At 65.7% G+C, this 14320-nt stretch carries 12 protein-coding genes; 3 read left to right on the top strand and 9 right to left on the bottom strand.

What is annotated here, in order from left to right; translation table 11 throughout:
* Positions 1-139 precede the first annotated feature (139 nt).
* The 6 genes from pth to nhaA form a co-directional block, all read right to left on the bottom strand.
* Positions 140-712 carry an aminoacyl-tRNA hydrolase gene (pth, locus tag F8D48_RS07505; protein ID WP_205717352.1) on the bottom strand — a complete coding sequence of 191 codons (573 nt, stop codon included), beginning with the start codon at positions 710-712 and terminating at the stop codon, positions 140-142.
* A gap of 192 nt (positions 713-904) precedes the next feature.
* Complete coding sequence (locus F8D48_RS07500; RefSeq protein WP_135969821.1) at positions 905-1870, bottom strand: ribose-phosphate diphosphokinase; 966 nt, start codon at positions 1868-1870, stop codon at positions 905-907.
* 90 nt (positions 1871-1960) lie between these two features.
* Positions 1961-3337 (bottom strand): bifunctional UDP-N-acetylglucosamine diphosphorylase/glucosamine-1-phosphate N-acetyltransferase GlmU, encoded by a 1377-nt coding sequence (gene glmU, locus F8D48_RS07495; RefSeq protein WP_151430878.1) that lies wholly within the window; start codon positions 3335-3337, stop codon positions 1961-1963.
* A 64-nt stretch (positions 3338-3401) separates the two neighbouring features.
* A complete protein-coding gene (locus F8D48_RS07490) occupies positions 3402-6089 on the bottom strand; it encodes a heavy metal translocating P-type ATPase (RefSeq protein WP_151430876.1) in 2688 nt (895 codons plus the stop codon).
* A 9-nt stretch (positions 6090-6098) separates the two neighbouring features.
* A complete protein-coding gene (locus F8D48_RS07485; RefSeq protein ID WP_135969818.1) occupies positions 6099-6446 on the bottom strand; it encodes a metal-sensing transcriptional repressor in 348 nt (115 codons plus the stop codon).
* Between the two features lie 181 nt (positions 6447-6627).
* Positions 6628-8226, bottom strand: coding sequence for a Na+/H+ antiporter NhaA (gene nhaA / locus F8D48_RS07480; RefSeq protein ID WP_151430874.1), 1599 nt, complete (start codon positions 8224-8226; stop codon positions 6628-6630).
* 422 nt (positions 8227-8648) lie between these two features.
* Here nhaA and hpf point away from each other — a divergent pair, with 422 nt between their 5' ends.
* Positions 8649-9233: a ribosome hibernation-promoting factor, HPF/YfiA family gene (gene hpf / locus F8D48_RS07475; RefSeq protein WP_135969816.1), complete on the top strand. Its 585-nt coding sequence runs from the start codon at positions 8649-8651 to the stop codon at positions 9231-9233.
* Positions 9234-9236: 3 nt separating this feature from the next.
* Positions 9237-9455 carry an acyl carrier protein gene (locus F8D48_RS07470; RefSeq protein ID WP_028026870.1) on the top strand — a complete coding sequence of 73 codons (219 nt, stop codon included), beginning with the start codon at positions 9237-9239 and terminating at the stop codon, positions 9453-9455.
* 137 nt (positions 9456-9592) lie between these two features.
* Here the strand turns inward: F8D48_RS07470 and F8D48_RS07465 are convergent, their stop codons facing one another.
* Positions 9593-10942 carry a bifunctional folylpolyglutamate synthase/dihydrofolate synthase gene (locus F8D48_RS07465; RefSeq protein ID WP_151430872.1) on the bottom strand — a complete coding sequence of 450 codons (1350 nt, stop codon included), beginning with the start codon at positions 10940-10942 and terminating at the stop codon, positions 9593-9595.
* Between the two features lie 140 nt (positions 10943-11082).
* Between F8D48_RS07465 and F8D48_RS07460 the strand changes: the two genes are divergently transcribed.
* Positions 11083-12006, top strand: coding sequence for a magnesium transporter CorA family protein (locus tag F8D48_RS07460; protein WP_170272772.1), 924 nt, complete (start codon positions 11083-11085; stop codon positions 12004-12006).
* Here F8D48_RS07460 and F8D48_RS07455 read toward each other — a convergent pair.
* Both F8D48_RS07455 and alr read right to left on the bottom strand, forming a co-directional pair.
* Complete coding sequence (locus tag F8D48_RS07455; protein WP_276490118.1) at positions 11984-12613, bottom strand: uracil-DNA glycosylase; 630 nt, start codon at positions 12611-12613, stop codon at positions 11984-11986. The genes F8D48_RS07460 and F8D48_RS07455 overlap by 23 nt on opposite strands.
* Positions 12614-12809: 196 nt before the next feature.
* The gene (gene alr, locus F8D48_RS07450) at positions 12810-14234 is read right to left on the bottom strand and encodes an alanine racemase (RefSeq protein ID WP_151430868.1); all 1425 of its coding nucleotides are present in this window, start codon (positions 14232-14234) and stop codon (positions 12810-12812) included.
* Positions 14235-14320 lie beyond the last annotated feature (86 nt).

The following is a 14320-nucleotide window of genomic DNA, read 5'->3' as shown; positions in this document are numbered from 1 at the left end:
GCGCGGGCGGGATGACGGGGCTCCCGAGGAGTACGGGTCCGGCATCGACTGGAACGAGTTCCACATGCCAACCCGGTACAGACAGTGAATAATGCTAAGAGCACACTTTTTGAGCCTTAACCCGCAAGGGGGCCCTTCGCTAGTTGTACTTCTGCTGGGTCTTCTCCAGGCCGTTGCCCATGAGGAAGAGCACCGCCTCGGCACCAAGGGCCACGGCGTGCTGGAAGGCCTCGGCGTCGTCCTTCCGCGGCTGGGAGAGCACCCAATCGACCACGGGCTTGCGCCCCGGCGGCCGCCCGATGCCGATGCGCACCCGATACCAGTCGCGGGTGCCTAGCTTGTCGCCGATGGAGCGCAAGCCGTTGTGTCCGGCATGCCCCCCGCCGAACTTCACCCGAATGGTACCCGGATCGATATCCAGCTCGTCGTGGATGACGATAAGATGGTCGGGCGTCACTCCGTAGGTTTTCATGAGCGTCTTCACCGGACCGCCCGAGGTGTTCATGTAGCTCTGGGGCTTGGCGAGCACCACCTCTTCCCCGCGCCACTTCCCCTTGGCCGTGAGCGCCCCGCCCTCGGTCTTCCAGTAGCGACAGCCCAGCTCATCGGCCAGCGCGTCCACGGTGTCGAACCCGGCGTTGTGCCGCGTATGCTCATATTCCGCGCCTGGATTTCCCAGGCCAACGATCAGGAATGTTTTCTTTTCTTCCACTTTTTCTCGAATCTTTTTGTCGCACTGGTGGCGCTGAAAACAGCGAGGGTCCGATAGGTGCCTGGAATTGTGCTGAAGCGCGGCCGAGCGGCCTTCGCGCCGCGAGGGAAAGCGCTAAAGTGCAAGGCCAGGTGCCTGTCGGAGCCGCAGCGTCGGCCCGTCCGCCTGTCCGCCAGGACGGGCGGAACTACGTTATTCGAACAACTTACCGATGGAGCCGTTGTTGTACACCACATTGATGGTGCGGGCGAACAGCGGGGCGATAGAGAGCACCTTGATCTTGCCGGTCTGGCGCGCCAGCGGTACGGGCACGGCGTTGGTGACCACCACTTCCTCGATGCAGGAGTTCTCCAGGCGCTCGTAGGCCGGACCCGAGAACAGGCCGTGGGTAGCGCAGGCGTACACCTCGGCGGCGCCCTTGGCCTTCAGCGTGGCGGCCGCGGCCACGAGAGACCCGGCCGTGTCGATCATATCGTCGTTCAGGATGCAGATCTTATCGGTCACATCGCCAATGAGCGCGGTGATCTCGGCCTGGTTGTGCTTGGGTCGATCCTTGTGCATGATAGCCAGGGCGCAGTCCAGAGCCGAGGAGAACTTCTTCGCCGCCTTGGCGCGTCCCACGTCCGGGGACACCACGCAGAGGCGCTCGGGGTCGAAGTTCTTCGCGCGGAAGTAATCGACGAAGATGGGCATGGCCGTCATGTGGTTCACCGGAATGTCGAAGAAGCCTTGGATGGCATCCTGGTGCAGATCCACCGTGATGACGTTGTCGATGCCCGACACCGTGAGCAGATCGGCCACGAGCTTCGCCGTGATGGGCTCACGCGGAGCGGCCTTGCGATCCTGGCGGGCGTAGCCGTAATGGGCGATGACCGCCGAAATGGAGCGAGCGCTCGCGCGCTTGGCGGCGTCGGCCATGATGAGCAGTTCCATGAGGGCGTCGTTCACATCGAAGCCCTCGGCGGCGCAGACGGACTGGATGAGGAACACATCGGCCCCACGGACGGATTCCTGGTAGCGGGCGTAGATCTCGCCGTTGGCAAACTTCTCGTGCTTGATGTTGCCAAGGTTCACGTTCAGATTCTTGGCGATCTCCTCGGCCAGCTCCGGATTTACCGAGCCAGAGAACAGGGCCATGCGCTTGGTCATCTCGGTCATGTCAGAATGTCCCTTCTGCAACAGATTTCGACGGTTGGGCCTATTGTAGTACGGCCGGACGCCCCCGCCGAGGCAAAACCGGCCCGTACCCTATTTCTTCTTCTCGATGGGATGGGCCGCCACCCACCCTTCGATCTCGGACTGGCGGGCGCGGCCGAGAGCGAGGGCCCCCGGGCTCACGTTCTTGGTGATGGTGGATCCGGCGCCCACGAGCGCCCCCTCCCCGATGGTCACCGGGGCCACGAGCATGGTGTCCGATCCCACAAAGACCCCGTCCTCGATGACAGTGGCGTGCTTGTTGGCGCCGTCGTAGTTGCAGGTGATGGTGCCGGCGCCGATGTTCACGCCCTCGCCGATGGTGGCGTCGCCGATGTAGGAGAGGTGCGGCACCTTGCTGCCCTTTCCCACCGTGGACTTCTTGATCTCCACATGGGTGCCGGCCTTGGACCCCTCGCAGAGGTGGGCGCCGGGGCGCAGATAGGCCCGCGGCCCGCAGGAGGCGCCGTCGTCGAGGCGGGCGCTCACGGCCACGGTCTCGTCCACCGTGCAGCCGGCACCCACGCACGTGTCGGTCAGGCGCGTGTTCGGGCCGATGAGGCTGTCTTCGCCGATGGCGGTACGGCCCATGAGAATGACGTTGGGCAGCACCTCCACATCGGCGGCAATGGTCACCTCGGGGCCGATATAGGCCGTGGCCGGGTCCCACAGGGTGACGCCGGCGGCCATATGGGCCTCGTTGATGCGGCGCTGCATGACACGGGTGGCCTCGGCCAGCTGCCCGCGCGAGTTCACCCCCAGGCACTGCTCGGCGTCGTCGGTCTTGTAGGCCAGCACGGGCCGTCCCGCCTCGCGGGCGATGGCCAGCACGTCGGTGAGATAGAACTCGCCCTGGGCATTATTCGCGTCCACCTGGGCCAGGGCCTCGAAGAGGGCGGCGGCATCGAAGCAGTAGAAGCCCGAGTTGCACTCGGTGATGGCGGCCTCCTCGGCCGTGGCGTCCTTCTGCTCCACGATGCGGGCCACCTCGCCGGCCCCGTCGCGCACGATGCGGCCGTAGCCGAAGGAGTTCGCAAGCTCCATGGTGAGCACCACCACCGCGGCGTTATGCTCGGCGCGCAGGGTGCACATCTCGCGGATAGTGTCGGGGCGGATGAGGGGGCTGTCGCCGGAGAGCACCACCACGGCGCCGTCGAAGCCGGCGAGCGCGTCCTTGGCCGCCAACGCTGCGTCGGCCGTGCCCCGCTGCTGCGTCTGCACGACCACCTCGGTATCGCCCTCCACAAGCGGTGCCACCTGCTCGCGGCCATGGCCCACCACGGTGACAACGCGGTCGGCCCCTGCCTTCTTCGCCGCCTCCACAGCCCAGCGCACGAGCGGCCGGCCGAGCACCTCGTGAGCCACCTTCGGCTTCTTCGACTTCATGCGGGTACCGGCCCCCGCCGCCAGGATAATCGCAGCAGTTTCCATGCAACGCCTTTCTATGTCCCCGGGCCTTCCCGCCCGCACTTTTCGCATAGGGCAAAGTATAGCGCTATTTGAAGCGCTTCAAGAGCAGGGAGTTGCTCACCACGGACACGCTGGACAGGGCCATGGCGGCGCCAGCCAGGGCCGGGGCCAAGATGCCCACGGCGGCCAGCGGGATCATGATGCAGTTGTAGATGAGGGCCCAGAACAGGTTCTGCTTGATCTTGCGCATGGTGGCACGCGACAGGCGCAGGGCCACGACGAGGTCGGACAGGCGGTTGCGCATGAGCACCACGCTTCCGGCGTCCAGCGCCACATCGGTGCCGCTCGCCATGGCCACGCCGATATCGGCGGCAGCGAGCGCCGGGGCATCGTTGATGCCGTCGCCCACGAAGGCCACGACGGCGGCCTTTCTCGGCGCGGTCCCAGGCTCATCTTTGCCGGCCGCTCCCGCGACAGCCTCCAACTCGGCCACAGCGGCTGCGCCCTTCACGTCGCGCACGCAATCGGCCTTCTCAAGGGGCTTCACGCCGGCGAACACGTGGCCGGGCGCAATGCCCACTTCCTCGGCTATGGCGCGGGCCGTGGGCGCGGCATCGCCGGTGACCATGTAGGAGGTCACGGAGAAGTCGCGCTGCAGGGCAGCCACCGTGGCGCCCGCATCGGACTTCGGCTCGTCGCGAAACTGGATACGACCAGCTGCCGCGCCATCGATGGACACCACCGAGCCGGCACCGTCGCCGTTCGCGCCCACGAATACCTCGCGACCTTCCACGGCTCCGCGCACGCCCTCGCCGACCACGGCCTGAAAGCTTTCGGCCGGGGGAAGAGGGGCCAGCCCGCGCTCCTCTGCATAGGCCACCACGGCGCGGGCGAGGGGGTGCTCGCTCTTCGCCTCCAGCGCGGCGGCCAGCCGCAGAGCATCGTCGGGCACGTCGCAGGCCACCACCGCCGGCTCGCCCACCGTGAGCGTGCCCGTCTTGTCGAACACAGCGGCCGTGAGGTTGCCCATGGTCTCAAGCACCGTGCCGTCCTTGATGAGCACGCCGAGCTGGGCACCCTTGCCCATGCCCACCGTGAGCGCCGTGGGCGTCGCCAGGCCGAGCGCGCAGGGGCAGGCCACACAGATGACCGCGATGGCCGGCATGAGCGCCCGCACCACGCGCTCGTCAGGGGCAACTGGCGCGGCGAAGAACCATACGGCGAACGTGATGGCCGCGATGATCAAAATAGCCGGCACGAACACCGCCGCGATGCGATCGGCAATGCGCTGGATGGGCGCCTTGGTGCCCTGGGCGTCCTCTACGGCCCGTACGATGCGAGCGAGAGTGGAATCGGCCCCTACACGCAAGGCGCGCACCGTCACCGACCCCGTGGTGTTCTGGGTACCGCCGGTTACGGCATCGCCCGCGGCCTTCACCACCGGCAGCGCCTCGCCGGTGAGCATGGACTCGTCCACCTCGGTGGACCCCTCGGTCACCACGCCGTCCACGGGCATCTTCTCGCCGGGGCGCACGAGCACGGTATCGCCCGCCACTACCTGAGCGAGCGGCACTTCGCGCTCCTCGCCGCCGCGGAGCACGCGGGCCGTGGGCGGGGTTAGGTTCATGAGCGACTCGATGGCCGCATTCGTGGCCCCCTTCGCGCGGCTCTCCAGCATCTTGCCCAAAAGCACGAAGGTAATGAGCATGGCGCAAGTCTCGAAATAGGGCATGCCCTCGTTGATGGCCAGGGCCTCGTGGCTCGACCAATCGCCCGTCACCACGGGCAAAAACGTGATCCACAGCGAGAAGAGGAACGCGATGGAGGTGCCCAAGGCCACGAGCACGTCCATGTTCGCCGAGCCTCCCTTGAGCGAGCCCCACGCGCCCTTGTAGAAGCGCGCGCCGCAGCCGAACTGCACGGGAACGGTCAGTGCCAGCAGCAGAATGTTCGCCGCGAACATGGCCTGCACATGGGTGGGCTCGGACACGAACAGACCCGCGAGCGCGCCGCCTGCCCCCATGTGCCAGCCGGGGATCATGCCAACGACCACGATGACGACGGTGAGAACAGCGGAGATACCGAACACCTTGCGGTCGCGGGCAGCTCGGGCCGCCTCGCGGGCACGGCGGCGCTCGTCCACCAAAGGCGCGTCCTCGGGAATGAGCTCGGCGGTGAAGGCAAGGTTGTCGAAGACGGCGAGCATGTCGTCCACGCTGGCCTGGGCCGGATCGAACACCACGCGACCGGTGTTGTTCGCGAGGTTCACGGCCACGTCGATCACGCCGGGCGTCTTGCGGTAGTGGCTCTCGATGGAGGCAGCGCAGTTCGCGCAGTGCATGCCCTCGATGGCCAGGCGAATGGCGGCCTCCGCGGACCCGTCGGCGCCGTCGGCGGCAGGCGCCCCTTCGCCGTCGGGCACCGCGTGCGTTTTCGCGGCGGCCCCCGTTTTCCGCACCTCGGCTTCCCCCTGAGCCTCAGCAGCCTCGGCCGCCTTCTTCGCCGCCCTCTCGGCCTCATCGGCGGCGATGTCGGCCGCGAAGGGGTGCGGGCCCGCCTCGGGCATGACGGCCACCTTGAAGTTGGTGTCGTCGAGGGCGTGCAGCAGATCGTCCACGGTGATCCGACCCGCGTCGTAGGTTACCTCGGCGCTCTGGCCGACCAGATCCACCGTCACCGCCGCCACGCCCGACAGCTCCTCGTAGTGCCGCGCCACATTCGCCACGCACTTCTCGCAGTGCATGACGGCCACGGCCAAACGCTGGGTTTCCATGAATGCCTCCTATTTCGCGAAGCGCCGCATGAGCGCCATCACTTCGTCGATTACCTCGTCGTTGCCCGCGCGCACCTCTTCCACCACGCAGGTGCGCATATGCTCGGCCAGAAGCATCTCCGACACGCGCCGCACGGCCGATTCGGCCGCCGCCAGCTGGGTGAGCACATCCCCGCAGTAGCGGTTGTCCTGAACCATGGCCTTCACGCCGTTGAGCTGCCCTATGGCGCGATTCAGGCGCCGCTGCACGTCGGCCTGCAACGCATCGGACCGCGGCGTGGCCTTATGGCGGCACCCGCATTCCCGCACCGGCTCGACCAAGGCGGCTCCGCCGAGGCCCTCGCCCTTCTCTTCCATCTCTGCTCCTTCGGTTGCTGACTCCGTTTTCTGGTTTATACCCCCTAGGGGTATTTTCTGTCAAGGGCTGCCTCCCTGTGCGGCAAGCATGCGCCCCGTGTCCGAAGCGAGCGCCAACGAAAAAGGGCGCCCCTGCAGGAGCGCCCTCACAAATTGAGTCAACCGACGGAACTCGGCCGCCCTACGGCCGCGTGCCCGTCACATCCTCCGCCTCCTCGGCCTCGGCGCGGGCCGTCTCGTGGATGACGAACTCGGCCACCCCGCCCTCGGCCTCGAGCACCTCGCGCACATCGTCTACCACGTCATCGTCTCCGCAGGCGAGCACCAGGTCATCGGCCACATCGGCCGCCTCTTCCCCGGCAGTCTGGCGCACCACGTCGTCAAGAAAGGCCGACACGTACGAGATACCCTGGCGCTCGGCGGCCTTGGCCTGCATGAACAGGAACACGAAGCCGATGACGCCGGCCAGAAGCGACGCCGACAGGATGCCGATCTTCGCATCGGCGATGAGCACGGCCTCGGGGAAGGCCAGGTTCGCCACGAAGATGGCCATGGTGAAGCCCACACCGCCCAGAATGCCGGCGCCCAGCATATGGATCCAGTTCACATGGTCGGGCAGATTCGCGATCTTGAACTTCACGGTCAGGAAACTGAACAGCAGGATGCCGATGGGCTTGCCGAGCAGAAGGCCGAAGAACACGCCGAAGAACACCGGGCTCGACACCATGGCCAGCACATCGCCGCCGAGGAAGCTCACATCGGCGTTGGTCAGCGCGAACAGGGGCAGCACGGCGAAATACACCCACGGGTACAGCATGTGCTCGAGGCGCGTGGCCGGGGGCACCACCTGCTTGGCGACGCTGGACAGGCGGCTCACGGTGAACATGTAGTCCTTCTGGAGCACCACCGGCTGGCTCTCCACGAAGCTGTCGCGGGCCTCGCGCACCCGGTCGCCCGACCAGGTCATGAACTTCTGCAGATCGACGCGAGATCCGGTGGGAATGGTGAAGGCCAAAAGCACGCCGGCGATAGTGGAGTGCACGCCGGACATGAACACAGCGAACCACAGCAGGCAACCGATGAGCAGATAGGGCGCCAGGGAGTATACATGGGCCCGGTTCAGCAGCACGAGGGCCACGAGCACCACCGCCGCCACGGCCAGCCACATCAGCGAGGGGCTCTGGCCGTAGAAGATGGCGATGACGAGAATGGCGATGATGTCGTCGGCCACAGCCAGGGTAGAGAGGAACACGCGCACGCCGTTGGGCACGCGGTTGCCGAGGAGTGCCATGATGCCCAGGGCAAAGGCGATGTCGGTGGCTGTGGGCACGCCCCAACCGTGGGACGTCTCGGGGTTGGCGGCATTGAAGATGGAGTAGATGACGATGGGCGCCAGCACGCCGCCCATGGCCGCGATGATGGGCAGGGCCGCCTGGCGGATGTTCGTCAGCTCGCCGACGGTCATCTCGTACTTGATCTCCAACCCTACGAGCAGGAAGAACACCGCCATAAAGATATCGTTGATGATGTGGGCCAAAGACATCTCGCCGATAAAGCCGCCCACGCCCACTACCACATGGGTGTGCCAGAACTCCTCGAAGGGCTCGAAGGCCGGGGAATTCGCGATGACGAGCGCTACGATAGCGGCGGCGAGCATGATGGCCGCAGCCTTGGTAGACGAGTTCGTAAACTGGATCACCTTGAGCCAGCGACGCTGATGGCCCTGGACCTCGTCGATGAAAATGTGGTGGGGATCGGGGTTCTTCGCAGTGGGTTCCATACTCACATCCTCAGGTTCTCGTTTTGGGCTGCCCGTGGGTCGGCCGCGCATATATCTGTTTATTGTATCGCTTTTCCCCGCGCCGACGACCAAAAGAACGACCCGTTGAGGGGCCGTCACGGCAATCTCCATGCAAAACTAACGAGACAACGGCCGCATGAAAGTCTGCCGGCCGCAAGGTCAGACGCTGCCGTCTGACCTTGCGGCCACTGAGCTGCGGCAGCGCTCGGAAGCGCCCATCGGACGGGAAACGTTTTCCTGCAACCTCAAATTGCCCGTCGATTCCGACCCAAAGTGCGCTATGCTGTTTTCTCCGGTTGGCAGCCCTCCCGCCGCCGCGCTTTCGTCACGCAACTGGCGAGACCGACGCACCGAAGGCCTTCCAATCGAATCTGTAGGCCACGAATTAAAGAGGTGGAATCATGACGATCACCGTGTCCGGACGCAAAATGCCCGTCACCGACGCCCTTCGTCAATATGCCGAGGAGAAGGTGGGCAACGCCATCAAGGCCGTCGACGCCGACGCCGTATCCACGGAAGTTGTCTTGTACACTGAGAAGAACCCGGCCAATCCGCTGCCGGCCATCTGCGAGGTCACCGTTCGCATCAAGGGCCATATCGTGCGTGTGGAAGAGAGCGAAGAGGACATGTACGCCGCCATCGACGTGGCAGCCGCCAAGGTTGCCCGCCAGCTGCGCAAGTACAAGACCCGCGTGCTGGACAAGAAGGTCCGCGCCACCGAGCGCATCGTCGATTACGCCCACGAGGACGCCCACCCCGAGAGCGAGCTGGATCTTGACCGCCTCATGGACGAGCTGGCCGACGACGAGATCGTCCGCCGCAAGGAGACGGAGTTCACGCCCATGACCGAAGATGAGGCGCTCATCCAGATCGATCTTTTGGGCCACGACTTTTTCGCGTACACTGATCGTGACACCAACCTGGTGCATATCTTGTACCGCCGCGATGACGGCGGCTACGGCCTGCTCACGCAAAAGGAGGATTAGTTCATGGCAACTATCGACACCATCGCCGGCGTTCTCGAGAGCAACCTCGACATCGACCCCGCCACCGTCACCCCTGAGGCGACTTTCGAGTCCCTCGGCATCGACTCCCTGGACATGGTCGAGCTCATCTGCGACCTGGAGGAGGCCTGCGAGGTCGACTTCGGCGAGCCGGAGGGTCTCGTTACCGTAGGTGACCTGGTGACCTACATCGACTCCCTGTAAGTCGCGCGACACAGCATCGCACCCAAGCCCCCGCAGCTTCGGCCGCGGGGGCTTTTCGTTTTCCGAGCTATAGCCCCGTTTTCCAAAAGCCTGTTTCCGTGCAGCAGACTCCCCCTTCGGAAACCAGGGCGCCCAAGCTACCGACATCCCGACGCATTCCCGAGGTCGGCAATGGCATAGAGAGTCCCGAAGGCCACGGCTACGCCTTCGGAGCCTGCTGCATCCCGCGCAGCGGCAAGGGCGGCGGCCGGGCTGGCGCAGATGTTTACCGGCACGACACCGCCGCGGGAGGCGACCGCTCCGCTGCGAGCTTCCTCAGCCAGCACCTCCCGAACGCATGCAGCCAGCTCGTCGACCGCCAGGGCCCGGGGATTCTCCGGCGCATACACCGAGAACGAGGCGGCCCAGGGCGCCACGGCACGCACCATGGCCGGATAGTCTTTGTCGGCCAACACGCCCAGGGCGAAGTGCACCGAGCTGCGCCCCGCCTCGCCCAGCAAGTCCGCAAGTGACGAGGCCAAAGCCTCGGCTCCCTGGGGGTTGTGGCCACCATCGACGATGGTGAGCGGGAAGGTGTCCGCCACCTCGAAGCGCCCGGGCCAGCGGGCCGCCGCGATACCAGCGAAGTCGGCCCCATCGGAAATGGCCCAGCCTCGGGCGCGCAGCTCCTCGCACGCCGCAAGGGCCAGCACCGCATTGAAGGGCTGGTAGCTGCCGAGCAGGTGCGTCTCGAAGGGCCGCCCGCGATAGGAAAACCGCCGCAACGGCACGACGCCTTCGCCCCCGGCCCCCGCAAGCGGCTCCACCGCCAGGTCGGCGAAGTCGGGGCAACGCAGTTCGCAGCCCCGCTCGGCGCACACCGCCTCGATGACAGCCATGGCCTCGGGCTCCTGGGGCCAGCTGACCACTGGCACGCCGGCCTTCACGATGCCGGCCTTTTCCCCGGCGACAGCCGCCAGGGTGTCGCCCAGCAGATCGGTATGGTCCAGCCCGATGCGGGTGATGATGCTCACCTCGGGCGCGTCGATGGCATTGGTGGCATCCAAACGGCCGCCCAGGCCCACTTCCAGCACAACGATATCGCAGGCCGATGCCCGAAAGTGCTCCAGGGCCACGGCGGCCATCAGCTCGAATTCCGTGGGATGATCTCCCGTCGCGGTCTCTATGGCCGCGGCAGCGGGACGCACAACAGCCACGGCCCGAGCCAGCTCCTCAGCAGTGATGTCGGCTCCGTTCACGCGAATGCGCTCTTCGAAGCGCAGGATATAGGGGCTTGTGAACAGCCCCACGGTGTAGCCGGCCTCCTCGAGGATGCGAGCCAGATAGGCGCAGACCGACCCTTTTCCGTTCGTGCCCGCCACGTGGACGAAGCGCAGATCGTCCTGAGGACGGCCCAAGCGCTCCAGCAGGTCGGTCATGCGCTCGAGCCCCAAGCGCGATGCCTGCCAACGGGGCGTATTGATCCAGGCGACGGGATCGAAGGCCATAGGACCACCTTTCTTCGCGAAGGACACAGCGCCGCAGCGCCGGGCCACAAACAAGTGACAGATAGCCGCACGGGAACGGTTACCGCGCGGCTCATTCTATACTAGGGAACCGGAAGCGACGGTGCCGCGAGGAGGAAATGATGGCCATTGTCTACGAACTGAACCAACCCCAGCCCCTCCGCACTCCGAGCATTCGGGCGAATCCCCGCCCGCCCCTCGTGAAGGTCATCACCTCCCACGAGTTCGACGCTTTGCCCAACATCTCCCCGGAGGGCCGTAACGGCCTGGCGGCTCTGGAGCCGGCCGAGATGAACTTCGTGGAGCTGTACCCTTCCTTCGTCATCGGCTCTTTCGCCGTGCCCGACAAGACCGACCCCACGGCCGATCCCGACCGCATGTCATTCTATCTCGACGCCGACCGGCTCATCTTCATCGACGACGGCACCGTAGCCACCGATATGCTGGCCAAGGTGGCATCGAGCGGCATTCTCACCAAGGCCACCACCTCGCACTGCCTCTACGCCCTCATGAAGACGCTCATTGCCGACGATTTCACCTGGTTCTCCCTCATGGAGGATGCCATGGAGAAGATCGAGGAGGTCATGCTCGATCACAGCGAAACCGTATCGTCCCAGACCATCATGGGCTATCGCCGCGCCGCCATGCGCATGGGATCGTACTACCAGCAGATCGCCGTCATGGCCGATCTGATCGCCGACAACGAGAACAAGGTGATGAGCCGCGAGGAAGCCCGCGCCTTCAGCCACGTGGCCGCCCACGCGAACCACCTGGCCGATCGGGCCGAGACCCTACGGGAGTACAGCCTGCAGCTGCGCGAGCTGCACCAGACCCAGATCGACCTCAAACAGAACTCCACCATGCAGATCCTCACCATCGCCACGGTGATGTTCGCCCCGCTCACCCTGGTCACCGGCTGGTTCGGCATGAACCTCACCGTGCTGCCGGGCCTCGACTGGCCCTACATGGCGGCCACCATCATCACGCTCGCGCTCGTCATGATCGTGGCTATGGTGCTGTTCTTCAAGAAGAAGAACTGGCTGTAGCCGCCCGTCCGTCGGGAGCGGACAGAAGCTCGCCCAAGGTGGCGAAGTCGTTCTCCAGGGCCTCGCGCTTCTTGCCGTCGTAGAGGGCGGCGGCCGGGTGGAAGATGGGGAACACCTTGAAGCGGCCGGCCCGTTGCAGGGTGCCGTGGAGCCGCGTGATGCCCACGTCGGTCTTCAGGATGAACTTCGTGGCGAAGTTGCCCAGCGTGACGATGAACTCCGGGTCGATGGTGCGGGTCTGCTCTCGGAGGAACGGCGTGCAGGCCTGGATCTCCTCGGGGCGCGGATCGCGATTCGAGGGCGGCCGACATTTCAGTACATTGGCGATGAACACCTCGTCACGGGCAAGCCCGGCGATGGCCAGCAGCTCGTTGAGGTACTTGCCCGCCGCGCCCACGAAGGGCTCGCCCTGCAAGTCCTCGTTCTTGCCCGGGGCCTCCCCTACGATAAGCACCCGCGCCTCGGGATTGCCCACGCCGAACACGGTCTGGGTGCGCCCCTCGCACAGCGGGCACTGCCGGCACGCCGCTACCTGCGCCCGCAGCTCATCAAGGGGGATATGGGGATGCTGCCGAGCGGCATTCGTCTGGGAACTCGTCATATCCATTAATGCAATCCTCTCTCACAGGTTCGCCTCGGGAGGCGGCACACTCTTTCGTCGGGCGATGGCAAGGGCGCGGCCCCAGCCCTGAGGAAAGCCGCGGCCGCCGGCCGATGACCGTCCGCGCCGCCTTGTGCTCGAAGGCAAGCTTTGGAGCGCGGAGGCGGGGGCCTGTCGGAACCGCAGCATCGAGGCCTCGAATTTATATATAAATTCGAGGCAGGCGCGAACAGCCGAACCCTATGGCCACCTCGTGCTGGATGGTGCCCAGAGTCTCGGCCATCTCGTCGATGGTGACGGCCGCCTCGCCCTGCTCTCCCACGATGACCACCTCGTCGCCGATCTGGGGATCGACGGCGAGGCGCTGGCGCAGATTCACCTCGAACATGCACTGGTCCATGCAGATGTTCCCCGCCTGATGGAAGCGGCGGCCGCCGAGGAGCACGTCAGTGCGATTGGAGAGCCCGCGACGCAAACCGTCGGCATAGCCGATGGGCAGAGTGCATATCTTCACCGAGCCGGGGCTGCGGTAGTGCAGCCCGTAGCTGACCCCCTCGTTCACGGACACGATCTTCACGTCGGTGATGCGGGCCTTCACGGCCATGGCCGGCTTCAGATCGATGAGCGGGTAGGCCTCCGGGCAGGGATAGAAGCCGTAGAGCGAGATGCCGAGGCGCACCATGTCCAACTGCACCTCCGGGTAGCGGATGGCCGCCGCGGAGTTGGCCGCGTGCACGATGCCCGGGTTCAGCCCCGCGGCCCGCAGGGCGTTCACCGCCTCGGCGAAGCGCTTCACCTGGCGCTCGAAGTCGATGGTGCCAGGGCAGTCAGCGGTGGCGAAGTGCGTGAAGGTGCCCTCAAGATCCAGGGCCCGATGGAACGAGATCTGCCGAGCGAATTCCACCACCTCGTCCCAACGCACGCCAATGCGGTTCATGCCCGTGTTAACCTTCAGGTGGAACGGAGCTCGCAGCCCGAAGGCATCGGCGGCCTCGGCATAGCGGATGGCGAACTCGGCGGTATAGACGCTCGGCATGATCTTGTAGGCCAGAAGCAGCGGAATGGCCGTAGCCGGGGGCTCGGCCAACACGAGCACCGGGGCGTTCACATAGGCCTCGCGCAGGGCGATAGCCTCGTCCACCGTGGCCACGCCCAGGTACTCAGCCCCGGAATTCAGGGCCGTCTTGGCCACCTGCACGGCCCCATGGCCGTAGGCATCGGCCTTTACCACGGCCATAAGTCGACAGCCGGGACGCAGGCGATGCTTCACCGTTGAAGCGTTGTGGCGGATGGCGTTCAGATCGATCTCCACCCAGGACCAGCGCCGATCGGTCTCGGGAATATGGGCGAGCTTGTCGGGATCGAAGCGCGGGGGGCCAGCCGGAGCCGTGCCGCTCTCGGCGAACTGCAGCACATCGGAGGCCGGCGCCATGCGCCCCGCAGCCCCCCGGTCCACCGCTCCCGCGGCCGGACCTGCCGGTGCCCAGCCGCCGACCGCAGAGCGCTCCTGCTTGCGGGCCGCAAAGGGCGTGTCGTCATAGCGGGAACTGCGCAGGGCGTCGCCCGCCGACACGAAATTCGGGTCACGGCGCGAAAAGCCCGTAAAGCCGTTGGGAAGATCTGCCATGAAACGCCACCTCGAAATCGCACCGGGAGCCTGTGTTATCGGGCCCCAGTATAGCGCTTATCGCCCCGTGCAGCGACGGGCAACCG

This window comes from Adlercreutzia muris (genome assembly GCF_008831045.1).
Classification (GTDB): domain Bacteria; phylum Actinomycetota; class Coriobacteriia; order Coriobacteriales; family Eggerthellaceae; genus Adlercreutzia; species Adlercreutzia muris.
Note: the sequence above shows the minus strand (reverse complement) of the source record. Positions and strands in the feature narration are given on the sequence as shown.

Bases quoted from the DNA above. Each gene is read 5' to 3' on its own strand.
- F8D48_RS07455 (WP_276490118.1), bottom strand. From the start codon at position 12,613: ATGGATATGACGAGTTCCCAGACGAATGCCGCTCGGCAGCATCCCCAT.
- F8D48_RS07470 (WP_028026870.1), top strand. From the start codon at position 9,237: ATGGCAACTATCGACACCATCGCCGGCGTTCTCGAGAGCAACCTCGAC.
- alr (WP_151430868.1), bottom strand. From the start codon at position 14,234: ATGGCAGATCTTCCCAACGGCTTTACGGGCTTTTCGCGCCGTGACCCG.
- F8D48_RS07460 (WP_170272772.1), top strand. From the start codon at position 11,083: ATGGCCATTGTCTACGAACTGAACCAACCCCAGCCCCTCCGCACTCCG.
- F8D48_RS07465 (WP_151430872.1), bottom strand. From the start codon at position 10,942: ATGGCCTTCGATCCCGTCGCCTGGATCAATACGCCCCGTTGGCAGGCA.
- F8D48_RS07490 (WP_151430876.1), bottom strand. From the start codon at position 6,089: ATGGAAACCCAGCGTTTGGCCGTGGCCGTCATGCACTGCGAGAAGTGC.
- F8D48_RS07485 (WP_135969818.1), bottom strand. From the start codon at position 6,446: ATGGAAGAGAAGGGCGAGGGCCTCGGCGGAGCCGCCTTGGTCGAGCCG.
- nhaA (WP_151430874.1), bottom strand. From the start codon at position 8,226: ATGGAACCCACTGCGAAGAACCCCGATCCCCACCACATTTTCATCGAC.
- hpf (WP_135969816.1), top strand. From the start codon at position 8,649: ATGACGATCACCGTGTCCGGACGCAAAATGCCCGTCACCGACGCCCTT.
- glmU (WP_151430878.1), bottom strand. From the start codon at position 3,337: ATGGAAACTGCTGCGATTATCCTGGCGGCGGGGGCCGGTACCCGCATG.
- F8D48_RS07500 (WP_135969821.1), bottom strand. From the start codon at position 1,870: ATGACCGAGATGACCAAGCGCATGGCCCTGTTCTCTGGCTCGGTAAAT.